General features: G+C 66.7%; 26 protein-coding genes and 2 pseudogenes. 9 read left to right on the top strand and 19 right to left on the bottom strand.

The features are described 5' to 3' along the window. The first annotated feature begins 39 nt into the window (after positions 1 to 39). Positions 40 to 294, top strand: a complete 255-nt coding sequence (locus CYU59_RS14485; protein WP_292990704.1) for a DUF2631 domain-containing protein — start codon at positions 40 to 42, stop codon at positions 292 to 294. Here CYU59_RS14485 and CYU59_RS14480 read toward each other — a convergent pair. The 6 genes from CYU59_RS14480 to pyrH all read right to left on the bottom strand — a co-directional run bounded on the left by CYU59_RS14480 (position 232) and on the right by pyrH (position 5,296). Further along, on the bottom strand, positions 232 to 1,152 hold the full coding sequence (locus tag CYU59_RS14480) for a cytochrome c biogenesis CcdA family protein (protein WP_292991025.1): 921 nt from the start codon (positions 1,150 to 1,152) through the stop codon (positions 232 to 234). The genes CYU59_RS14485 and CYU59_RS14480 overlap by 63 nt on opposite strands. Before the next feature lie 16 nt (positions 1,153 to 1,168). Beyond that, entirely contained in the window at positions 1,169 to 1,654 is a 486-nt protein-coding gene (locus tag CYU59_RS14475; protein WP_292991023.1) for a protein disulfide oxidoreductase, read from the bottom strand. 180 nt (positions 1,655 to 1,834) lie between these two features. Further along, positions 1,835 to 2,935 (bottom strand): 23S rRNA (adenine(2503)-C(2))-methyltransferase RlmN, encoded by a 1,101-nt coding sequence (gene rlmN, locus CYU59_RS14470; RefSeq protein ID WP_292990683.1) that lies wholly within the window; start codon positions 2,933 to 2,935, stop codon positions 1,835 to 1,837. Between the two features lie 7 nt (positions 2,936 to 2,942). Next, positions 2,943 to 3,848, bottom strand: a complete 906-nt coding sequence (locus CYU59_RS14465; protein ID WP_292990681.1) for a phosphatidate cytidylyltransferase — start codon at positions 3,846 to 3,848, stop codon at positions 2,943 to 2,945. A 23-nt stretch (positions 3,849 to 3,871) separates the two neighbouring features. Next, entirely contained in the window at positions 3,872 to 4,429 is a 558-nt protein-coding gene (gene frr, locus CYU59_RS14460) for a ribosome recycling factor (RefSeq protein WP_292991021.1), read from the bottom strand. Positions 4,430 to 4,549: 120 nt separating this feature from the next. Further along, positions 4,550 to 5,296: a UMP kinase gene (gene pyrH / locus CYU59_RS14455; RefSeq protein ID WP_292990679.1), complete on the bottom strand. Its 747-nt coding sequence runs from the start codon at positions 5,294 to 5,296 to the stop codon at positions 4,550 to 4,552. A gap of 362 nt (positions 5,297 to 5,658) precedes the next feature. On the opposite strand from pyrH, the gene CYU59_RS14450 reads away from it, so the two are divergent. Continuing rightward, entirely contained in the window at positions 5,659 to 5,901 is a 243-nt protein-coding gene (locus CYU59_RS14450; RefSeq protein ID WP_292990677.1) for a CsbD family protein, read from the top strand. A 188-nt stretch (positions 5,902 to 6,089) separates the two neighbouring features. Here the strand turns inward: CYU59_RS14450 and CYU59_RS14445 are convergent, their stop codons facing one another. Next, complete coding sequence (locus tag CYU59_RS14445; RefSeq protein ID WP_292990675.1) at positions 6,090 to 6,503, bottom strand: ChaB family protein; 414 nt, start codon at positions 6,501 to 6,503, stop codon at positions 6,090 to 6,092. Between the two features lie 229 nt (positions 6,504 to 6,732). Continuing rightward, positions 6,733 to 7,422, bottom strand: coding sequence for a class I SAM-dependent methyltransferase (locus CYU59_RS14440; RefSeq protein ID WP_292990673.1), 690 nt, complete (start codon positions 7,420 to 7,422; stop codon positions 6,733 to 6,735). A gap of 45 nt (positions 7,423 to 7,467) precedes the next feature. Between CYU59_RS14440 and CYU59_RS14435 the strand changes: the two genes are divergently transcribed. Then, the gene (locus CYU59_RS14435; protein ID WP_292990671.1) at positions 7,468 to 7,887 is read left to right on the top strand and encodes a MarR family transcriptional regulator; all 420 of its coding nucleotides are present in this window, start codon (positions 7,468 to 7,470) and stop codon (positions 7,885 to 7,887) included. On the opposite strand, the gene CYU59_RS14430 is transcribed toward CYU59_RS14435, so the two are convergent. Genes CYU59_RS14430 through rpsB form a run of 3 tightly spaced genes read right to left on the bottom strand, consistent with a single transcriptional unit; the run spans position 7,884 to position 10,975 of the window. After that, positions 7,884 to 9,296: an amidase gene (locus tag CYU59_RS14430; protein WP_292990669.1), complete on the bottom strand. Its 1,413-nt coding sequence runs from the start codon at positions 9,294 to 9,296 to the stop codon at positions 7,884 to 7,886. The two genes, CYU59_RS14435 and CYU59_RS14430, sit on opposite strands and share 4 nt — an antisense overlap. 10 nt (positions 9,297 to 9,306) lie before the next feature. Beyond that, complete coding sequence (gene tsf / locus CYU59_RS14425; RefSeq protein ID WP_292990667.1) at positions 9,307 to 10,122, bottom strand: translation elongation factor Ts; 816 nt, start codon at positions 10,120 to 10,122, stop codon at positions 9,307 to 9,309. 13 nt (positions 10,123 to 10,135) lie between these two features. Beyond that, positions 10,136 to 10,975, bottom strand: coding sequence for a 30S ribosomal protein S2 (gene rpsB / locus CYU59_RS14420; RefSeq protein WP_292990665.1), 840 nt, complete (start codon positions 10,973 to 10,975; stop codon positions 10,136 to 10,138). A 264-nt stretch (positions 10,976 to 11,239) separates the two neighbouring features. On the opposite strand from rpsB, the pseudogene CYU59_RS14415 reads away from it, so the two are divergent. Continuing rightward, positions 11,240 to 11,722, top strand: a pseudogene (locus tag CYU59_RS14415) (M23 family metallopeptidase); the annotation flags it as partial. An 85-nt stretch (positions 11,723 to 11,807) separates the two neighbouring features. Here CYU59_RS14415 and CYU59_RS14410 read toward each other — a convergent pair. The 5 genes and pseudogenes from CYU59_RS14410 to CYU59_RS14390 form a co-directional block, all read right to left on the bottom strand. Continuing rightward, entirely contained in the window at positions 11,808 to 12,710 is a 903-nt protein-coding gene (locus tag CYU59_RS14410; RefSeq protein WP_292991019.1) for a tyrosine recombinase XerC, read from the bottom strand. 32 nt (positions 12,711 to 12,742) lie between these two features. Next, positions 12,743 to 13,903 carry an alpha-hydroxy-acid oxidizing protein gene (locus CYU59_RS14405; RefSeq protein WP_292990663.1) on the bottom strand — a complete coding sequence of 387 codons (1,161 nt, stop codon included), beginning with the start codon at positions 13,901 to 13,903 and terminating at the stop codon, positions 12,743 to 12,745. A 43-nt stretch (positions 13,904 to 13,946) separates the two neighbouring features. Then, positions 13,947 to 14,795, bottom strand: a complete 849-nt coding sequence (locus tag CYU59_RS14400) for a siderophore-interacting protein (RefSeq protein WP_292990661.1) — start codon at positions 14,793 to 14,795, stop codon at positions 13,947 to 13,949. Between the two features lie 48 nt (positions 14,796 to 14,843). Then, positions 14,844 to 15,983, bottom strand: coding sequence for a DNA-processing protein DprA (dprA, locus tag CYU59_RS14395; protein WP_292990658.1), 1,140 nt, complete (start codon positions 15,981 to 15,983; stop codon positions 14,844 to 14,846). After that, positions 15,980 to 16,078 (bottom strand): annotated as a pseudogene (locus tag CYU59_RS14390) (hypothetical protein); the annotation flags it as partial. The pseudogene CYU59_RS14390 and the gene dprA, both read right to left, overlap by 4 nt. 49 nt (positions 16,079 to 16,127) lie before the next feature. Between CYU59_RS14390 and CYU59_RS14385 the strand changes: the two are divergent. The 3 genes from CYU59_RS14385 to CYU59_RS14375 all read left to right on the top strand — a co-directional run bounded on the left by CYU59_RS14385 (position 16,128) and on the right by CYU59_RS14375 (position 18,627). Beyond that, positions 16,128 to 16,415: a hypothetical protein gene (locus CYU59_RS14385; RefSeq protein WP_292990655.1), complete on the top strand. Its 288-nt coding sequence runs from the start codon at positions 16,128 to 16,130 to the stop codon at positions 16,413 to 16,415. A 595-nt stretch (positions 16,416 to 17,010) separates the two neighbouring features. Continuing rightward, positions 17,011 to 17,796: a tyrosine-type recombinase/integrase gene (locus tag CYU59_RS14380; protein WP_292990653.1), complete on the top strand. Its 786-nt coding sequence runs from the start codon at positions 17,011 to 17,013 to the stop codon at positions 17,794 to 17,796. Positions 17,797 to 17,985: 189 nt separating this feature from the next. Further along, positions 17,986 to 18,627: a hypothetical protein gene (locus tag CYU59_RS14375; RefSeq protein ID WP_292990650.1), complete on the top strand. Its 642-nt coding sequence runs from the start codon at positions 17,986 to 17,988 to the stop codon at positions 18,625 to 18,627. Between the two features lie 99 nt (positions 18,628 to 18,726). Here the strand turns inward: CYU59_RS14375 and CYU59_RS14370 are convergent, their stop codons facing one another. Further along, a complete protein-coding gene (locus CYU59_RS14370) occupies positions 18,727 to 19,401 on the bottom strand; it encodes a hypothetical protein (RefSeq protein WP_292990647.1) in 675 nt (224 codons plus the stop codon). A 67-nt stretch (positions 19,402 to 19,468) separates the two neighbouring features. Between CYU59_RS14370 and CYU59_RS14365 the strand changes: the two genes are divergently transcribed. Then, positions 19,469 to 19,624 carry a hypothetical protein gene (locus CYU59_RS14365; protein WP_292990645.1) on the top strand — a complete coding sequence of 52 codons (156 nt, stop codon included), beginning with the start codon at positions 19,469 to 19,471 and terminating at the stop codon, positions 19,622 to 19,624. 230 nt (positions 19,625 to 19,854) lie between these two features. Here the strand turns inward: CYU59_RS14365 and CYU59_RS14360 are convergent, their stop codons facing one another. Beyond that, complete coding sequence (locus CYU59_RS14360) at positions 19,855 to 20,475, bottom strand: hypothetical protein (RefSeq protein WP_292990643.1); 621 nt, start codon at positions 20,473 to 20,475, stop codon at positions 19,855 to 19,857. 177 nt (positions 20,476 to 20,652) lie between these two features. On the opposite strand from CYU59_RS14360, the gene CYU59_RS14355 reads away from it, so the two are divergent. Further along, the gene (locus CYU59_RS14355; protein ID WP_292990641.1) at positions 20,653 to 21,168 is read left to right on the top strand and encodes a hypothetical protein; all 516 of its coding nucleotides are present in this window, start codon (positions 20,653 to 20,655) and stop codon (positions 21,166 to 21,168) included. Positions 21,169 to 21,412: 244 nt separating this feature from the next. Here CYU59_RS14355 and CYU59_RS14350 read toward each other — a convergent pair. Continuing rightward, positions 21,413 to 21,633: hypothetical protein (locus CYU59_RS14350; RefSeq protein ID WP_292990637.1), on the bottom strand; the 221-nt coding region annotated here is incomplete at its 5' end.

The raw sequence follows: 21,633 nt of genomic DNA, 5'->3' as shown, positions 1-21,633 counted from the left end.
AATGTGCTGACGTCCCGATCCCGACCCGAGGAGTTTGCCGTGGCCAGTACCGAGGTGGAGCGCTCCGACGGAGTCCACGTCGCTGACGTGCCGTCCGCGGACTGGGGTTGGAGCAAAATCAACTACCGCACCTGGCACATCACCGGCCTGTTGATCATCGGGCTGCTGGTGGCCTTCCTGCGCGGCAACCACGTCGGCCACGTCGAGGACATCTGGGTGATCGGCTTCGCCCTACTGGGCCTGTTCTTCCTGGTGCGCGACTGGTGGGGCCGTCGGCGCGGCTGGCTCCGCTAGCGCGACCGGGCGTCGCTTCCGCCGGTAGGCCGCGGCGACGCCGGCACCGGTGAGCAACAACACCAGCGCCCATACCCACGGCCACCCGCCGTGCCGCAGCACCCAACCCGACCATGTGCCCTGCACGCGTGCAGCCAGTGTGAGCACCGCATCCGGGCCCGGGCCGGCGCCAGCCAGTAGCGCGATCTCGTAGTAGGCGTAGTAAGCGACATACAGCCCGACGGCGATCAGTAGCGCCCCGCCAAATCGGTTGACGTAGGGCAGGATTCGCCGCAGCCGGGTGACGGCCGGCGAGCTCGCCGTCGCGGCGGCCACCGCCAGCACGCCGACCACCAGAGTCAGGCCCGCGATGTAGGCAAGGTAGACCGCGACGCTGCCGATCAACGACTGCCGCCGCAGACCCGCGGTGGTGACCGCCAGAAACGGGCCCACCGTGCAGGACAGCGAGGCGATCGCGTAGCTCACGCCGTAGCCGTACATCGAACCCAGTCGAGCAGTGGGCGCCAGCCGGGAGGACCACGGCGCCGACAGCCTCAACTCGCGGCCCGCAAGCAACCAACCCCCCAGCGCGACGATCACGACGCCGATCACGACGGTCACGTACGGCAGGTACCGCTGCAGCACGCCGCCGGCCGAGACCGTCAGCGCGCCGAAGGCACCGAACACCGTCAGAAACCCCAGCCCCATCGCGGCCGTCGCGGCAAGCGCCCGCCCCACCGCGGCCAGGCCGGTCGAAGCGGCAGCGCCCTCCCGCCGGACCACCAGCACCAGATAAGCCGGCAGCAGCGCAAAACCACACGGGTTCAGCGCGGCCACCAGCCCCGCGGCGAACGCCAAACTGATCAGCCGCTGATCCACCACTGTCCCGATCGGGCTAGGACTTCAGCGCAGCCACTCGATCGGAGAGTTCCTGCTGCGACATGGCCGAGGTGGTGTTGTTGACGAAAGTCGAAGTGCCGTCGGCACGGTAGAAGACCCAGGCCGGCTGCCACGGCACGTTGTAGCGGGCCCAGATCGAACCGTCGGCGTCGTTCAGGTTAGGGAAATTCAGGTTGTACTTCGAGACGAAGGCCTGCTGCGCGCTGGGATCGGAATGCGCTGCCACCCCGACGAACGCGACGCCCGGGTTGGCGGCAGCGACCTGGCTCAACGTCGGAGCTTCGGAATTACAGAACGGGCAGAACGGCGTCCAGAACCACAACACCGCCGGCTTGCCCTGCAAGCTCGCTCCGTTGAACGGCGCACCCGACACGGTGGTTCCACTGAACTGCAGACGATCGTCGGCGGCTAGCGCCCGCGGCGCCCCGACCAATCCGAGCACCGCTACGACGGCGCCTGCGAACAGGGCCAGCTTCCTCATCGTTCCCATTTGCGCTCCTTCTCGGCGGCTTGGCAGCACCCGATTACCCGCTCCCCGCAGTTTGCACTCAGGCTTCGGCGGCCAGCTGGCCGCACGCTCGGGTCAAAGCGCGTCCGCTCCCGCTACCCGCCTTCGGCGGCCAGCTGGCCGCACGCTCGGGTCAAAGCGCGTCCGCTCCCGCTACCCGCCTTCGGCGGCCAGCTGGCCGCACGCGGCGGCAATCTCACGCCCACGGGTGTCGCGCACCGTACAGGCCACACCCGCCGCCCGGACCCGGCGGACGAATTCCCGCTCCGCCGCCTTCGGGCTGGCATCCCACTCGCTGCCCGGCGTCGGGTTCAGCGGAATCAAATTCACGTGCACCAACGGGCCCAGCGCCCGATGCAGCCGCTTGCCCAGCAGGTCCGCGCGCCAAGGCTGGTCGTTGACGTCGCGGATCAGGGCGTACTCCACCGATACCCGCCGACCGGTCTGCTCGGCGTAGTAGTGCGCGGCGTCCAGCGCCTCGCTGACCTTCCACCGGTTGTTGACCGGCACCAGGGTGTCGCGCAACTCATCGTCGGGAGCGTGCAGCGACAGGGCCAGCGTCACCCCGAGCCGCTCGTCGGCCAGTTTGCGAATGGCCGGGGCTAGCCCCACCGTCGAGACCGTCACCGACCGCGCCGATATGCCGAAGCCGGCACCCTTGTCTGCCGGCCCGGTGATGCGACGCACCGCGGTCAGCACCCGGGCATAGTTGGCCAGCGGCTCCCCCATTCCCATGAACACGATGTTGGACAACCGGTCGCCCCATTCGTCACGCAGCGTCACCGCCGCGGACCGCACCTGTTCGATGATCTCGGCCGCAGACAGATTGCGGGTCAAACCGCCCTGACCGGTCGCGCAGAACGGACACGCCATGCCGCAGCCCGCCTGCGACGAGATGCATACGGTGTTGCGTTTGGGGTAGCGCATCAGCACCGATTCGAACGTGGTCCCGTCGACCGCCCGCCACAGCGTCTTACGCGTTTCGCCTGCGTCACAGGTGATTTCGCGGGCCGGCGTGAGCAGGGTCGGGAACAACGCCTCGGCCACCGGACCCCGGACCGCCGCCGGCAGATCGGTCATGAGCTCCGGGTCGGCAATCAGCCGGCCGAAGTACTGGTTGGCCAGCTGCTTGGCCCGGAACGCCGGCAGGCCCAGCGCCGCAACGGCTTCGGCGACAGCGGCCTCGTCGAGGTCGGCCAGGTGTCGCGGCGGCAGCGCGCGCCGGGGCGCTTCGAAAACCAGCTCTTGCTTCAACGGGACCTCAGGGCAGCAGCGTCAAGACGGTCCAGGTCGCCACCGCCGATGGCAGCGTCCCGTCCAGCCGGTCCATCAGGCCGCCATGGCCGGGCAGGATCCGGCCCATGTCCTTGATACCCAGGTCACGCTTGATTTGCGACTCGACCAGGTCACCCAGCGTTGCCGTGGCCACGATCGTCAGGCCCAGCAGTACCCCGATCCACACCGGCCGGTGGGCCAGCAGCACCGCGGCCAGCGTGACCGCGGTGACTCCGAAGAGCAACGAACCGGCCAGGCCCTCCCACGACTTGTTCGGGCTGATCGACGGGACCATCGGGTGCTTGCCGAACAACACCCCGACCGCATAGCCGCCGACATCGGACGCCACCACCCCGATCATCAGGCAGAACACCCGTCCAGAACCGTTCGGTGGGTAGACCAGCAGCACGCTGAACGACGCGAACAATGGCACCCAGGCCGCCAGAAAGACCGAGGCGGCAACGTCGCGCAGGTAGTTTCCCGACGGCGAGTCGGCGGATCCTTCCGGCGCGGACGAAGCGCCCAGCGCCAGTCGCCAGAACATGCAGGCCACCGCCGTCACGCCGAAGCCGGCCAGCGCGCCCGCCGCGTGGTACGGCCAGGTCAGCCAGATCATCAGCTGGGTGCCGACCAGCAACGGAATTGCCGGGATGACGTAGCCCGCCTCACGCAGCCTGCGTATCACCTCGTGGGTCGCGACCGGCATCGCGGCAGCCACCAGCAGGACCCAGAGGTAACGGTCCCAGATCAGAATCGCCACGATGGTGAACGCCAAGGCGGCGCCCACCGCGATCGCGGCGGGTAGGTTGCGGCCGGCCCGCGACTTCTTCTGCGCGGGCTGCGCCACCGAATCTCCGGTCGGGATACCTGCGCCGGTATCAGTTTCTGCCACGGACGTCGTCTGCTGAGCGGCCGCTAGACCTCCAGCAGCTCGCCTTCCTTGTGCTTGACGAGGTCCTCGATCTGGGTCACGTACTGCTGAGTGGACTTGTCCAGGTCCTTCTCGGCGCGCCCGACCTCGTCCTCGCCGGCTTCGCCGTCTTTGCGGATCCGGTGCAACTCTTCCATCGCCTTACGGCGGATGTTGCGGACCGACACCTTGGCGTCCTCGCCCTTGGCCTTGGCCTGCTTGACGAGTTCGCGACGGCGTTCCTCGGTCAGTTGCGGCACCGCAACCCGGATCAGCGTGCCGTCGTTGGTGGGGTTCACGCCAAGGTCCGAATTGCGGATGGCCGCTTCGATGTTGCCGAGCTGGCTGGCTTCGTAGGGCTTGATGACGACAAGCCGCGCCTCAGGAACATTGATGCTGGCCAATTGCGTGATCGGGGTGGCAGAACCGTAGTAGTCGATGACGATGCGGTTGAACATGCTGGGGTTCGCCCGACCTGTCCGGATGGTCGACAAATCGTCGCGACTCACCGATACGGCCTTTTCCATCTTCTCTTCAGCATCAAAAAGAGTCTCGTCAATCAATTTCCGCCGCTCCTTCTCATCGCCGTGCTCTGCATCGTCGTCGGCGGGCATTTCCGCCGACCCTCCTGATCGCAGAGTTCTGCGTCGTCGTCGGCGGACATTTTCGGCCGCTCTTCCCTTCTAAGTAGTTACGAGCGTTCCGATCTTCTCACCCGCAACGGCCCGAGCGATATTGCCATCGGTCAACAAGTTGAAAACCAGGATCGGCATGCGATTGTCCATGCACAAACTGAACGCGGTGGCATCGGCCACCTGCAGCCCGCGCTCGATGACCTCGCGGTGCGAGATCGCAGAGAACAGTTCGGCCGCGGGGTTGATCCGCGGGTCCTCGGTGAACACCCCGTCGACCGCCTTGGCCATCAGCACCACATCGGCGCCGATCTCCAGCGCCCGCTGCGCGGCGGTGGTGTCGGTGGAGAAGTACGGCAAGCCCATGCCGGCGCCGAAGATGACCACCCGTCCCTTTTCCAGGTGTCGCACGGCACGCAGCGGCAGGTAGGGCTCGGCAACCTGGCCCATGGTGATCGCCGTCTGGACCCGGGTGGCGATGCCTTCCTTCTCCAGAAAGTCTTGCAGCGCAAGGCTGTTCATCACGGTGCCGAGCATTCCCATGTAGTCCGAGCGGGTGCGCTCCATTCCGCGCTGCTGCAACTGTGCGCCTCGGAAGAAGTTGCCGCCGCCGATCACCACCGCGACTTGCACACCGGTGCGGACCACCTCGGCGATTTGGCGGGCGACCTGCGCCACCACATCAGGGTCCAAGCCGACCTGACCACCGCCGAACATCTCGCCACCGAGTTTGAGCAACACGCGGGTGTAATGAGGCCGGTTGGACGACCCGGCGCCGTTGCTACCCTGCTCCGTCATCTGACTCCTCGCACACCGAGAACGCTCTCCAGCTGCCCTCGCGACGGCTGTCCCCGAAACAGCCGGGTCCATCCTGCCTCATCGCCCGGCGGCGCGTCCCGAGAGTCGACGGCTTTTGACCGTGCCGGTCCGAATTTGCGGTGTCCGGCATCACACTCGCGCCACCGGTGCTTCTACCAGGGCTTCGCAACCCGTCGGCTCCGACACCGGACGACGCGACGGTCGACAACGTTTGGCGCTCTGGCACCAGGGGAACAGCCTGTGCTGAGGCGCGAGGGGGATGCGTTACACGCTCCCGCCACGCCGAGATCGGTCCAGCCCCGGGCCGGCGACGATCAGGCGCAAGCCAACAGGAGGACTTCATGTCGGACGACAACAAGAGCGGGCCTGAAGAAGGCATCAAGGGTGTAGTCGAAGGCGCCAAGGGTCTCGCCAAAGAGGCCGTCGGCAGCGTGATCGGCCACGATGACCTGAAAGAAGAAGGTCAGGCCCAGCAGGACAAGGCTTCTGCTCAGCGCGACGTGGCCAAGAAGGAAGCCGAGGCTGAGGCGGCTCGCGGTGCTGAAGAGGCCGCTGAGAAAAAGCAGCAGGCTCACCAAGACTAAGTACGACGCAGGCAAGGCCCGGTCCACCACGGACCGGGCCTTGTTGCGTGTCAGGAGGTTCTACCACCCGAACGGTGTCGTGAACGGAAGACCCTGGACCACAATGTTTCTGCGCCCGCCGAATCGCCGACCGGCATCTGATGCGGCGGTGAGCTAACGGGTCGCGACACCTACTTGCATCGGTAGGCTCAGCGGCCCCGCACCTTGCGGTTGTATTTCTTGATGGCGTCGACCAATTGCGCCTTATCCATCGTCGAGCGTCCGGCGATGTCGAGTTTGCGCGCGATGTCGAGCAGATGCTTCTTGCTGGCGTTGGCGTCAACACCTTCCTCAGACGGGATGGGGTTGTTCAACCCTCCCCGCTCGGCGCGGGCGTCCGAGGGCCCGCTCTCTTTCTTGGCCAGCCAACGGTCACCGACCTTTTCGAAGCTGCGCTTGAGCGCCGCGTAGGCAACCCGGTGGGCCCGCTCCTCGCTGCCGTATTCGTCGGCGGCGGCGTCGTGCGCCTTGGCAAAGGTGCGCTGCGCCTTGGCGTTCGAACGCTCCAGGGTGCTCGGGAGCTCGTTCTTCTTGGGTTTGCCGTCTTTTGTGGTCTTCGGCATTGCTCACCTCTCGTAATTGGTGGCTGTCTTCGGTGTCGCGCCGGTCAGTGTGGGTGCCCCGGCCGACTACGGGACTACCTGAGTCATCGGGTCTGGTTCGGGGTACCCACCGCGGGTCCCAATTCCACCGAAAATTGCCCAGGTCTATGACAAACCCCTCGATGTGCACAAGCACATCGAGGGGTTTGGCCAACTCGTTGGGAGGTAACGACTTTCGGAGAGTCGTGCCTCAGCCCAGGTGGGCTGACAGCAGCCAGGCCGGCACCGACGTGCGTCCGTCGCCTTCGTCCCGCAGATCATCGAAGGGGAATTCGGTGCCCCCGGCGTTGTGGAAGTTGGCGTGGATGCGAGCCGGCCGGATCTCGTCGACGACCCAATACTTCGAAACCACGTCGCGCAGCTCGTCCTCGGTGACGGGATTGATCGGCGCGCCCTCGCCGGTCTTGGCGAAGACGAGCACGAAGTACGACGCGCCCGGCTTGGCGGCCCGGACGATCGAGCGCTGGTAGCCGTCGCGTAGTTCGACGGGCATCGAGTGAAACAGTGTGCTGTCCACGATGGTGTCGAACCGTGCTTCGGAACCGGGCGGGTAACTGGCGAAGTCGGAGATGTCGGCCACCGCGAACGACGCCCTGGTCAGTCCCTGCCTGGCCGCCTCCGCCTTCGCCAGCTCGATCGCCGTGGGCGAGGCGTCGAGCCCGACGGCGTTGTGTCCCAACGCCGCCATGTGCAGCGACAACGCCGCCTCTCCACACCCGGCATCGAGTACGTCGCCGGTGATCTTGCCCTGGTCGATGAGCGCAGCGATCTCAGGTTGCGGCTCGCCCAGGCTCCAGGGCGGCCGACCGCCCGCGAACTCCGCGGCCTCACCGCGGTAGGCCGGGTCGAAATCGAAATCAAACTTCTGGGTTTCAGTCATACCTCAGGTATATCAACCTGACTGATATATGTCAACATTATTGATATGGGCGCAACCGAGGACGCACCGCTGGGATATCTGCTGTTTCAGGTCACGGCCACGCTGCGGCCGGAAGTGTCGGCCGCGTTGAGTCCGCTGAGTCTGACGCTTCCCGAATTCGTCTGCATGCGAATGCTTTCCATGAGTCCTGGGTTGTCCAGCGCGGAGCTGGCCCGGCTGGGCAACGTCTCACCGCAGGCAATGAACACGGTGCTGCATCGGCTGGAGAACGCGCACTTCGTGGCGCGTCCCGCGTCGGTGGCCTCGGGGCGTGCGCTGCCCGCTTCGCTCACCGCCGACGGTCGTGCGCTGTTGAAGCGTGCCGAGGCCGCGGTCGGCGAGGCCGACGCCCGCGTGCTGGCGAAGTTGTCGCCAACGCAGCAACGCGAATTCAAACGAATGCTGGCGGCCCTGGGGCCCGACTAGGTCTGCTGCTGGTCGATCCGCGCCCACGGCCGGGCGCTCTCGAGTTCGTAGGCCAGTTCCAACAACCGGGCTTCATGACCGAGCGGGGCGGAGAACATCATTCCGACCGGCAGTCCGTTGGCGGACATCGCCAGCGGCAGCGAGATGGCCGGCTCCCCCGTCACGTTCTGCAGCGGCGTGAACGCAACCCAGCCCTGTAGCCGGTCGATGATCTGCTCGTAGTCGGCCATCGGGTCGAGATAACCGATCTGCGGCGTCTCGTCGGCCAACGTCGGTGTCAACACCACGTCGTAGGTGCGAGCCAGGCGGTTCGTATACCGGCGCGTGCGGGACAGTCGCGCCAGCGCGAGCGGAACCTTGTGCAGGTTGCGTCGGGCATGCCGGTCCAGGCCGCGAGAAAGGTTGTCCAGCCGGGTCACGTCGAATCCCGGGTAGGCCCGTTTGTTCTGCTGGATCTGACCAAACGCCAGCAGCCCCCAGTACAACACGAAGTCGGGCACGAAACTGTTTGGCACTGGCGGCTTTTCGAGGTGGTCGACCCGGTGGCCGAGCTCTTCGAGCAGGCTCGCCGTTTTGAGCGTCAGCTCCCGTACCTCGGGGCTGGATTCCCGCAGCAGCGAATGGGTGATCGCGGCGATCCGCAGCCGCTTGGTGCCCGGGTGCTGGACGTGGCCGATCGGTGCAAGCTTGGCGGTCGGCCAGATGCGCTCGGCTTCCGCATAGAACGCCGCGGTGTCACGCACCGATCGGCTCAGCACGCCGTTGGCAACGATGCGGATCGGCATCTGCCGAACCTCTTTGTCCAACGGGAGTCGACCGCGAGAGGGCTTGAGCCCCACAAGTCCGTTGCACGACGCGGGAATTCGAATCGACCCACCGCCGTCGTTGGCATGCGCTAACGGCACCGCGCCCGCTGCCACGAACGCACCGGAGCCCGACGACGACGCACCGGCGGTGTGGTCGGTGTGCCAGGGATTGCGCACCGGTCCCAGCCTCGGGTGTTCGGCTGAGGCGCTGAAGCCGTATTCCGACATCCGGGTCTTACCCAGCGGCGTCATCCCGGTAGCCAGGTACATCGCGGTGAACTCGCTGTCGGCGCCGGCAGGTTGCGGCGGCCAGGCGTCGGTGCCGCGCATCGTCGGCAGCCCGCCCACATCGACGTTGTCCTTGAGGAACGTCGGCACGCCGCTGAACGAACCCGATGCCGGCGATGCTCGCGCCTGAGTCCGGGCACGGTCGAAGGCGTTGAACGCCAAGCCATTCAGTGTGGCGTTGACCGACTCGGTCCGGGCGATGGCCGCCTCGACCACCTCCGCGCGACCGACCCGGCCGGAGCTGACGGCCTCGGCCACCCCCACTGCGTCGAGGTGGCCGAGCGCGTCGTCACCGAATGCGTGCACGTGTCGCATTCGGCTGATGCTACTGCTGGCCGACCTCGAAGCGGACGAACCGCGTGACAGTGACACCCGCTTCGTCGAGCAGCGCCTTGACGGACTTCTTGTTGTCGGACACCGACGGCTGCTCCAGCAGGACGGCGTCCTTGAAGAAGCCGTTCAGCCGGCCCTCGACGATCTTGGGCAGAGCCTGCTCCGGCTTGCCCTCTTCCTTCGCGGTCTCCTCGGCGATGCGTCGCTCGCTGGCCACGATGTCTTCGGGCACGTCGTCGCGGGACAGGTAGCGCGCCTTGAGCGCGGCGATCTGCAAGGCAGCAGCGTGTGCGGCCTCAGCGTTACCACCGGTGTACTCGACCAGCACACCGACGCCCGGGGGCAGGTCGGCGGCACGCTTGTGCAGGTAGGTCTCCACAGTCCCGTCGAAGTAGGCGGCCCGGCGCAGCTCGAGCTTTTCGCCGATCTTCGCGGACAGCTCGGCGATGACCTGTTCGACGGTCTTGTCACCGATCTTGGCGGCCTTGAGGGCGTCGACGTCGGTCGCCTTGGCGGCGGCCGCCGCGGTGACCACCTCGTCGGCGACCTTCTGGAACTCCGCGTTCTTGGCGACGAAGTCGGTCTCGCTGTTGAGCTCGATCAGCGCGCCGTCCTTGGCCGCCACCAGACCCTCGGCGGTGGCGCGCTCGGCACGCTTGCCGACGTCCTTGGCGCCCTTGATCCGCAACGCCTCGACAGCCTTGTCGAAGTCGCCGTCGCTTTCGGCGAGTGCATTTTTACAGTCGAGCATGCCGGCGCCGGTCAGCTCACGAAGACGCTTGACGTCGGCAGCGGTGAAGTTGGCCACTGCTCAGCCTTTCCTACGAAGATTCGGTGGTTGATTCAGATGCGACCGCGGCGGCCTGTTCGGCCGGCGCGGCGGTTGCGGTCGCCGACGCGAGCAGCTCCTGCTCCCACTCGGCCAGCGGCTCGGCACCTTCGGCTTCGGGCTTGCCGTCGGCGCGGCCCACACCGGCCCGCGCCTGCAGGCCTTCGGCCACCGCGGAGGCGATCACCTTGGTCAGCAGCGCTGCGGAGCGGATCGCGTCGTCGTTGCCCGGGATCGGGTAGTCGACCAAGTCCGGGTCGCAGTTGGTGTCCAGGATCGCGATGATCGGGATGTTCAGCTTGCGAGCCTCTGCGACCGCGAGGTGCTCCTTGTTGGTGTCGACGACCCAGACAGCGGACGGAACCTTGGCCATGTCGCGGATACCGCCCAGGCTGCGGTCCAGTTTGTTCTTCTCCCGGGTCAGCATCAAGATTTCCTTCTTGGTGCGGCCCTCGAAGCCACCGGTCTGCTCCATCGCCTCGAGCTCCTTGAGGCGCTGCAGACGCTTGTGGACGGTCTGGAAGTTGGTCAGCATGCCGCCCAGCCAGCGCTGGTTGACGTAGGGCATGCCCACCCGGGTCGCCTCGGCGGCGATGGATTCCTGCGCCTGCTTCTTGGTGCCGACGAACAAGATCGAACCACCGTGGGCGACAGTCTCTTTGACGAACTCGTACGCCTGGTCGATGAAGGTCAGCGTCTGCTGCAGGTCGATGATGTAGATGCCGTTGCGGTCGGTGAAGATGAACCGCTTCATCTTGGGGTTCCAGCGACGGGTCTGATGCCCGAAGTGGGTGCCGCTGTCAAGCAGCTGCTTCATGGTTACGACAGCCATGATGGCCATGTCCTTTTGTCGGTTCATGCCTGACGACGGGTGACGCCGGGCCCTGGCGACTGCTGCGATGCCGAACCCGCCAGTACTGCAGCGGCGGGACCGCTCGGCACGCGGTGCGAGCTCCTAGTGAAACGGGAGACGCGATGCAGACGCGCGAAGTCAGCTCGTGGTACGGGCTGCGGACAGAAGTTTACACGCTCGGGCCAGGTGCTTTGTCCACAGCGCTGGCTGGCCGCCGTGTGGCGGGCGCGGTGAACTGAGCGGGTGCGATGGACGGCGACCATCTCGGCCCTGCTGCTGCTCTACACCCCCTCAGCCGGCGCCGACACGGTCCGGCTGCAGTGGCCGCTGCGGCCGGCGCCGCGGGTGGTGCGGGCCTTCGACGCCCCGTCACCGAACTGGACCCGCGGCCATCGCGGCGTGGACCTGGCGGGTGCCGCAGGTCAGCCGGTGTACGCGGCCGGCGACGCGACGGTGGTGTACGCCGGAACACTGGCCGGCCGTCAGCTGGTCTCGCTGGCTCATCCGGGCGGCCTGCACACCAGCTACGAGCCGGTCCGGGCCGCCGTTCGAGTCGGGCAACGCGTGACCGCAGGGACGGCGGTCGGTGAACTGCTCAGCGGGCACGCGGGCTGCCCGGCGGCGGCCTGCCTGCACTGGGGCGCGATGTGGGGCCCGGCCTCGCGCGCCGACTACGTCGATCCGCTGGGGCTGTTGGCGTCGACTCCGGTGCGGCTCAAACCACTGCATCGTCAGGCACGCTCGAATCATGACCAGGCCGGTGGGCCTTGTGCCCACCTCTCAGCGACAACTCCAGCTGTCGTGACCCGCCTCAGGCCCGGGGATGGGCCTGGTCGTGCACCGCCCGCAGCCGGGCCACGGTGACATGGGTGTAGAGCTGTGTCGTGGCCAGGCTCGAATGGCCCAGGAGTTCCTGCACGATGCGCAGGTCGGCGCCGCCTTCGAGGAGATGGGTCGCCGCGGTGTGCCGCAGGCCGTGCGGGCCCATGTCGGGCGCGCCGTCGACGGCGCCGACGGTCTGGTGCACCACGGTCCGGGCCTGCCGGACGTCGAGCCGTCTACCCCGCGCGCCGAGCAGCAGCGCCGGCCCGGAGTCCGCGTTGGCCAGCGCCGGGCGGCCGTCGGCCAGCCACGCCCGCAGCGCCTCGGCGGCGGGCTCGCCGAACGGCACGCTGCGCTGCTTGTTGCCCTTGCCGAGCACCCGCAGTATCCGGTGACCGGTGTCGATGTCGTCGACGTCCAGCCCGCACAGCTCACTGACGCGAATACCGGTGGCATACAACAACTCGACGATCAGCCGGTCGCGCAGGGCCAGCGGATCGCCTTGCTGTGAACCGGATTTGGCCGCTGCCATGGCGGCCATCGCCTGGTCCTGCCGCAGCACCGAGGGCAGCGCCCGGCGCGCTTTGGGCACCTGCAGCCTGGTTGCGGGATCACCGGCCAGCAAGCCTCGTCGCACCGCCCACGCGGTGAACGTCTTGACCGCAGAGGTGCGGCGCGCCAGCGTGGTGCGCGCGGCCCCGGCTCCCGCCCCGGCGGCCAGCCACGACCGCAGAATCGGCAGACTCAACGCCTGCAGACCGGCGTCCGGAGCGCGCTCGGCGAGGAACGCGAACAAGGACCGCAGGTCACCCAGGTATGCGCGCCGGGTGTGCGCCGAACGAAGGCACTGCAGGTCCAGGTAGCTGTCGAATTCGTCGAGGATCGCCTCCACCACCTCACGGTCGCAAAGACTGGCCGCCACGCTCAGCTGACGCGCCGCAGAGTGTCCGGAGTGAGATCTTTCAGCGTCGGATAGCCGTCGACGGCCATGGTGAGGTCGGCCTCGGCCAGCAGCGATCGCAAGACATGCACGATGCCGTCGACGCCGTCGAGCGCCAGGCCGTAGGCGTACGGTCGCCCGACGCCGACCGCGGTCGCACCGAGAGCGAGCGCTTTGACCGCGTCGGCGCCGCTGCGGACTCCCGAGTCGAACAGCACCGGCAGCCCGTCGGCCGCTTCCACCACGCCCGGCAGGCAGTCCAGCGCCGGCAGTCCCCCGTTGGCCTGGCGACCCCCGTGGTTGGAGCAGTAGATCCCGTCGACTCCGCCGTCTTTGGCCCGGCGCGCGTCCTCGGGGTGGCAGATGCCCTTCACGATCAGCGGCAGCGCGGTCAGCGAGCGCAGCCACGGCAGGTCGTCCCACGTCAACGGGTTGCCGAAGATCGAGATCCACTTCAGCACCGCGCCCTGCGGGTTTTCTTCGGGGCTTTGCGCCAGGCTGGCCCGGAAGACGGGATCGCTGGTGTAGTTGCTCAGACACTTGCCGCGCAGCTGGGGAAAGTTCGACGTGCTCAGATCGCGCGGGCGCCAACCCGTGACCCAGGTGTCCAGGGTGACGACGATGCCCTTGAAACCGGCCGCTTCGGCGCGGTGCACCAAACTGGCGGCCAGGTCGCGATCGGTCGGGGTGTAGAGCTGGAAGAACCCGGGCGTCTCACCGAATTCAGCGGCGACGTCTTCGAGTGGATCCTCGGTGAGTGTCGACATCACCATCGGCACCCCGGTTCGGGCGGCGGCGCGGGCGGTGGCCAGATCGCCGTGGCCGTCCTGGGCGCACAGCGCGATCACGCCGATCGGCGCCATGAAAAGCGGGCTCGGCAAGGTCAGACCGAACAGGTCGACGCTCAGATCCCGCTGGGCGGCGCCGACGAACATCCGCGGGATCAGGCCCCAGCCCTGAAACGCCTCGGCGTTGGCCCGCTGGGTGCGCTCGTCACCGGCCCCGCCCGCGACGTACGACCAGATCGACGGCGGCAACGCCCTCTCTGCCTTGGCTTCCAGCTCCGCGAAGACCATCGGCAGTTTGGGTACCACCCCGCCGAGGCCCTGCAGGTAAATCTCGTTCTGATAGTCGCCGAATGCCATGCGACGAGCATGCCAGCCGACGGTTCGGGCGGACAGGCCCTACCTACTGGGCTCCGGCCTCGGCCGCGGCGAGTTCCTTCTTCCACTGTCGGAAGGTCTCTTCGGTGCGACCGCGCCGCCAGTAACCCGAAATCGACGCCCACTTCGACTCGACACCACGCTCTTTGCGGATGTAGGGCCGGAGATTGTGCATGACGGCCTGCGCCTCGCCGTGGACGAAGGCATGGACCTGGCCGGGCAGCCAGAATGCGGTCTTGACGGCTTCCACCAGGGGTGCGTTGTCACCGGCCCGGTCCGCTCCGACCAGGTCGGCCCGGCCGCCTCGGTAGAGCCAGTTGATCTGGACACCCTCGGGCGCGGTCAGCGGAACCTCGTCCTCGGGCTCGGCGATCTCGATGAACACCTTGCCAATTGCGTTGGCGGGCAGAGCTTCCAACGCGACGCTGATGGCGGGCAGCGCGGTCTCGTCACCCGCCAGCAGATGCCAATCGGCGGACGGGTCGGGGGTGTATGCCCCGCTCGGGCCCATCACGTACATCGGCTGGCCGGGCTGTGCCGTCGCGGCCCACGGTCCGGCGGCGCCGTGATCGCCGTGAACTGCGATGTCGACGGCGATCTCCCGGGCGACCGGGTCCGCGCGCCGAACCGTGATGGTCCGCACCACCGGCTTCCTGGCTTCCGGCAGGGCGTTGAAGGAGTCCAGCGTGAGGGGGTGCGGCAACGCGGCCACGTCCACATCGTCGGCCACGAAAATCAGCTTGACGTAGGAGTCGGTGAATTCGCTGGGCGTGAACGTGTCGAAACCGTTGCCGCCCAGTACAACCCGGACCATGTGAGACGTGAGCTGTTCGGTGCGCACCACTTCGAACGTGTGCACTGGTCGACCTGCCACCTGGATCCTCTCGTCAGCACCGCCCACTCGACTATAGAGGCGAGCGTTTCATGCCGGTTGCCTACGAGTTCGGACGATCCGCCAGCAGCCGTCCTGACGTTCGATCAGGCCGGCGATCTCGAGCATGGCCAACGGGGCCAGGATCCGGGCCGGCTCGATGGCCGCGGCGACCGCGATCTCATCGACGGTCGCGGTCCCGCGTCCCGGTAGCGCCTCGTACACCCGCCGCTCCACCTCGTCCAGTCCGTCGAGGGGGTTCGCCGGACCGCTGCGCTCGCAGCCGAATTCACCCATCCGACCGACCAACTCGACGACGTCCTCGGCGCGGGTGATCACTTCGGCGCCGGTTCGCAGCAGCGCGTGACACCCGCTCGATGCCGAGGAGGTCACCGGGCCCGGCACCGCGCCGACGACTCTGCCCAGGGCTCGCGACCAGGCCGCGGTATTGGCGGCGCCGCTGCGCAGACCGGCTTCCACGACGACCGACGCTCCGGCACACGCGGCCACCAACCGGTTGCGGGTCAGAAAGCGGTGCCGGGCGGGCCTGACTCCCGGCGGATACTCGGTGACGAGCAAGCCGTCGCGGGCAATGCGGTGGAGCAACGCCGAATGCCCTGCCGGATAGGGAATGTCGATGCCGCCGGCGAGCACCGCCACCGTGACGCCGTCGACCGACAACGCGGCCCGATGCGCCGTCCCGTCGATGCCGTAAGCCCCACCGGAGACGACCGCGACGTCGTGCTCGGCCAGACCGACGGCCAGGTCCGCGCAGACATGCTCGCCGTAGCTGGTCGCGGCCCGGGTTCCGACGATGGCCGCAGCCCGTCGCGCGGTGTCGTCGAGCCTGGCCGGACCGAGTAGCCACAACGCCAACGGAGCCCTGCCCTCCGGCCTCGCCGCAACCGCGGCACCGCGGAACGCCATGAACTCCAGCGTCGGCCATTCGTCGTCCTCTGCCGTGATCAACCGGCCCCCGCGACGTGCGAGCAGCTCGAGATCTTCGGCACCGCGGTCGATTTCGCGCCTGGCTTGGGTGCGTCGCAACAGGGCTTCGACGACATCGCCCCGCCGCACTCGTTCAGCCGCTTCGACCGGCCCGACCGCGGTCACCAAGGTGGCGAGTTCCGCGCAGGGCGGCTCCACCACCCTGGACAAGTAGGCCCAGGCGCGCCGAGTCGGATCGGTCATCGCGACGCCCCGGGCTGGCGGAAGCTGAGCGCGGTGGCCACCTCGTCGCGCCCATGTGACGTGTGCCCGGCCAGGTCGCACAGTGTCCACGCGACGACGAACGTCACAAGTTCGCGTACCTAGCCCTGACCTTAGGAGCCTCTCATGCCGACCGAAACTGTGCCCGAGCTACCCACTCCGCCGGATGCCGATGAGCTGTACGACTGGTCGCAAAGCGGCCCGGAGCTTTTGAAGCGGCCTTTCACTGGGACTGTCCGTGAGGCGGCCGGCTTTATGGTTCGCGTCGAGGGTGTTCACTGGGAGAACGGGACCTGCTCGCGTCGGGTGGTCGTGGTGGCGTCTTCGTTGCAGACGCAGCTGGAGTTGGAGGCGGTGCGCCAGTTGGCGGCGGCGCTGTCCGCGGCTGCCGACGAGATCGAGGCCCTGCGATGACCACCGCAGCCGCATTCGATGAGATGGTCGCCGGACTCGCCCTATCGCCGAGCTGCGAGAGCGACAACCCGTGCCCGCGGCCAGCGCGGTGGCGGATCAACCTGCACGGCTGCGAGCACGTCAACATGTGCGGGCAGCACAAGACAGCGTGGCTACGCCGAGTAGCAGCTAAGGCGGGGACACCGCGGTGTGCGCACTGAGGTGTCGAATTCGACAGCCTCGACGACGCTTTCACAGTGACCGCGATATGAGCGCCGCACTGCACCTGATCCGCGGAGACGGCGGCGAGGGCAGCGGCCTGCCACCGCTGGAAGCCTGGGAGCTTTTCCTACGGGGGGCGGGTCGGTCTGAACGCACAGTTCGGGGCGGACTCGCAACGATGCGGTTACTCGAGAGGCACGCCGGGAAAGACTGCACCGAAATTCGCGCGGTCGACGTCTCACGGTTCCTATCCAACTCGAGTCTAGGAATGTCAGCGAGGGCAACGTATTTCGGGTCAATCCACTCGTTCTACAGGTGGTGGAGCGGCCAAGGCGGCCACCACGCCACGATGCATCTTCCACGCCCGAAGGCACCGAAAGGATCCCCCAGACCGGTGTCGACCCCAGGCTTGGGAGAACTGCTTCAGGTCCCGATGCATCACCGCACGCGCATCATGATCGTGCTGGCGGCCTACGCCGGACTCCGCGTACATGAGATCGCAAAGGTGCGCGGCGAAGACGTCGACCTCGATCGTCGCGTCCTGCGGGTTACGGGAAAGGGTGCCCGTACCGACGAAATTCCAATGCACAGCGTGATGCTGGCGGCTGCGTTGACGATGCCGAAGCGTGGGTGGTGGTTTCCTGCGAACTCGCGCCGGCCGGGCGACCATGTTCATCCCAAGAGCGTCTCGGACATCATCGGGAACGCGATGCGGCGTGCTGAACTTTCTGGTACGCCGCACAGCTTACGCCATTGGTACGCAACAACTCTCGTGGAAGGCGGCGCCGATATCTGGACCGTCAAAGAGCTCATGCGCCACGCAAATTTGCAGACCACAGCTATTTACGTGCGGGTCGCCGACACTCGACGCCAAGAAGCGATCGAGCGGCTCGCATTACCGATGACTCCTGGCTCTGATATCTCGGAGTTGCCGGGAAACAACGTTGGTCGATATAAGTCCGCGGTTGTCCTGGTCCTCGAGAAGCTCAACGCCGGCGACTACATGACGCGGTGGAAGCTGAACGAGGCGGTGCGGTCTGAGCTGCGCTCCCAACTCGACGCCGCCCTCGACGAGCTTGTGCGGGAAGGGCTGATTGACCTGAGTAGCACCGACCGTGGAACCCGCAGCTACCAATTGACTGCCAAGCTGCCGACGCCTGGACGGCGCCACGTCTCATGACCGCGCCCTACATTCAGGTCGCCGACGACAAGAGAGTTGAAGTCATCGACCGGCTAGCACCGGCGAACATCATCGGAGGACGCCAGGGCAGGGATTTGGTAACCTAGGGAGAGGTTCAGGTGAACCGGTTGCTAGATGCGCCCCTATCGGAGGGGTCAGGCAGCCACCTTACTCGGAAGGAATTTTTTGATGCTCAGTCGTCGTGCGCGTGAATTTGCCGCCGAAATCTTCTCTCACGATTGGTCGGACGCGCCGTACCGGTTGGACCGGGCCGGTCACCAGCGAAGCACCGACACGCGAAGCCGAGACAGCGACCAGCAGCCACTCAGCGTCGAGCAGACGGATTACGTCCGCACCAATGTGGTGTGGGTGGTCGCTCAGGTCTTGAGGCACGAAGATCCGAACCTCGACATTTACGAGTTCGCCGCAGCGTGCGGTGTGCCGCGTTCAATCACCCACCGCACCAATGGATCCCGCAGCGGAGTCCTGTCCAACGGCCTTCGCTGGTCGGACCAGGATGGCGTCCCGCTACCGCCGGGTGCGCCGCTGTGGCGGGTACGACTGCAGTGCGAGATCGGTAACCTCGTCGTGTTCAAGCGCTTGCTGAATCAAGTTGTCGGACTTGATCCCTCCCAGGAACCGGAGGTTGACGCCGAAGTCGAGGAAGTCGATGTCAAGCCCGTAGGGGGCGCCACGCGGTTGGTGACCATCGCGGTGCGCGGCTGGGACGAGAACACGGTGGCACGGCGTGCCGCCGAGTTGGTGAGCCAAGCCAGCCTCGACGTCGCCAACGGCAGTGCCGCGGTCGTCGTCAGCGCCGAGAAAATCTGAACCAGCGCATCGACTGGAACCGAATCCGTTCAGCTCGCGTCCTACGACAGATCGGTCCGCCCCGTTCTCTCCTCGGGGCGGGCCGATCGCTTTCGTGGGCTATGGGCTCACCTGGATTGGCTCGGACAGGTCCGCGCTGGACGCGTCCGCTGGCCCAGAACCTGTTCGCTCCCAGATTTTCCCGCTGGCATCGGTCCACCGGACCGTTGCCGTCAGCTGGGTATCCGATGTGATGGTTGGCAGCTCACCGTTCGGGCCACCTTTGACCGCAACGTAGTAGGGATGCGTGGGGCCGTACGCCTCCGGGTTGAAGCTGAACATCGAGGATCCGGCGAGCGGTCCGGCAGCGAAGTTAGATGCGGCCGGAGAGGCCACCACGGGAAACGGCCCGATCGTCGGCTCCAGATTTCCAAAGTCATGGTCTTGCACTGTAATTCGGACGAGTCTGAGGTTCACGATGGCCCGCGTGCCGAGATTTTTGATCTTGACCTGCAACTCGAGCGGGTTGGCGGGTCGGCGCGGTGAGATGATGACCATTCTGGCTTGCGCCGCGTCCTCGGCGTCGTGCTCACGTTTTCGTTCCTGCCGATCGGTCGTTGCGATCCAGAGAGCAGCGCCGGCCGCCGAGATAGAACCCATCGCGGCCAATGCGTTGACGATGAGGCCAACATCGACGCCGTAACCGAGCCACAAAGGCGCAGCGACGAACACACCGACGAAGGTCGCAATCGCCAACACCGTGGCGGCCGCGGGCAAGAGACGGCGATCGGACATTATTCGAATCGTAATGTCTTGAGGAAAAGCCCGACCGATCCGGCGTCGCGCGGCGGATACTCCAGGGGTGGACACACTCAGACGCAACTACGACCTGGTCGCCACCGCCAGCACCGCCGGCGTCTTCGCGATCGTCGACACTCCGTGGCCGCTGTGGGTCGCGTGGGGCGTAATGGCCTCACTGCAGGTCGGTAATCGGGTTGTGCGCGGGTGGGCACGATAATCCGATTCGCCGTATTGGCGCTGGCTGCCGTGTGGTTGGGCGGCGCCGGGATCGCCAATGCGGACCCTCCGCCGGCGGACCCGTCGCCACCACCAGACGCGCCGCGCTGCATGACGATGGCTACCGATCCGTGGCCGCATCCGCAGTACCTACCGTGTGGGTGGTCATGGGACGGCGCGCATTGGACGAAGCTGCCGAGCTGATTCAGAGAGTCAGCGGCTGCTGTCGGATCACCAGATGAGGACTTCGGCGGTGTCGTTGTCGCCGCCCACGCAGCGGGTTGCGACGCGCTGCGACCCGTCGTCGAAGTGCGCGCGGTACCCGCCGGCGCAGGTCATCTCGTAACGTTCGCCGGTCACCGGCGAGTAGGCGACGATGCTGCTGCTCGCGCCGCCGCCGAAGAAAGCACGCCGCACGTTCTGGGCGAACAGGCAGCTAGTGTGACCGCCGATCACCCCTTCTCTGCCGTCACCGCAGATGAGGAATGTCGCCGACGTTGATTCTGCCGGGGCGGGTGGCGGTGCGGCCGCGACAGTTCTGGTTTCTGTCACCGTGGGTGCCGCCGCTGGCTCGGGCGCGGTCTGGGCGACCGGAGCTGACGCGACCGCGGGCGGGGGTGCTGCGGGCGCCGGCGGCGCGGCGTTCTTGCCGTTGAACACGAACAGCAGCACAGCGATCAGCGCCGCGACCGAGACACCGGTCAGCGCAACACACACTCGCAGCAGCATGGTCGTGTTCTGCCGCGTATCGAGATACGGCACCGTGTCGTCAGCCCAGTTGTCGACCGACCACGCCCGGCCGTGCTCGGTTGGGCTTTCGGTGGACGCCAGTTCGGTTTCGTCATCGCTCATCGCGGCCCCCTACTTCTCACTCAAAGGTAAGACCTGTGACCGAAATCAGCAGCGCGTTTGCGCGAATGCAGGTCGCCGGGCGATAACGCGTCCCGCTGTTCTCGGCGGACAGCATGCGCCGCAAGGCACACCCCGTGGGTGAGGGCGGCCGACTCAGACCCGAGGTAAATTCGGCGCATGACAGACGGTCGTCTTGGCAAGAACCGACCCGCGCGCCGCACTTTCATCTGGGTCGGTATTTCCGTGTTGGTCACAGTGGCCATCGCCGCGACGGTGTGGGCCGTCCAGGTCAAGCACCGCGCAGTCCCGCACAGCGACTGCTCCGTCGTGGAGGGTCTTGGGCCGAAGTGGAACAAGATGCAGCAGTCGGTGGCTGCGCTGGAAAGCGGGCCCGGGGAAACGAAAGATCTGGTTGCAGTCGCCGATGCGGAATCGGCTATGGCCAAAGACATTCGGGCCGCGCAGGCGTCGGTGTCTTCCCCCGGCACGAAGACTCAATTAGGCAATTGGGCTGAGGGCACCGATTTAACGGCGAAGAACCAGCGCGAGGCGGCCACCGCGCCAGTTAATTCGACATCGGCGCCGCGCGCGGACAGTGACAGCGTGCGGGCAACCACCCTGGTTTATAACGCGACGGCGGTCCTGCGAAAGACGTGCCCAAACCTGCAGCTATCTCAGGCCGGCAAAAGCTGACAGGCTGACCACCATGTTGCTCGTCGCGGCGAAAGTCGTTCTGTTGACGTTCATTATCGGCGGGGCAGTTGCCATCGTCATCCGCGGTATTCGCCGGAGTCGGGCCAATCGGGGCGACCCACGTTGGAACGAGTTTCGAGCTCCTCCAGGCCATGAAGCCTCAGCGTACGGAGCGACGCCCTTCACACCACTGCCAGAATGGGCCTACTGGGACCGCGACACCGACCACGAGGATCAAGACTGACTACGGCCCGGCGGTCATGCTGGGAATGGTTGGCGGAGGCGCCATCCCGCCCACCGGGACGCCGCCGCTGAACGTGAACTGGCCGCCGCACCCGTCAGGTATGTAAAACGTCGCTGCCGGGCTGCCGGCTGACAATGACGAGATCTGCGGAAGCGACATCGGCTTCCACCCCTCCATTATCGGTGGCGGCGTTATCCCACTGAGCCCGCCCGTTGCCACAC

This window comes from Mycobacterium sp., from assembly GCF_002863225.1.
Taxonomy (GTDB): Bacteria; Actinomycetota; Actinomycetes; order Mycobacteriales; family Mycobacteriaceae; genus Mycobacterium.
Note: the sequence above shows the minus strand (reverse complement) of the source record. Positions and strands in the feature narration are given on the sequence as shown.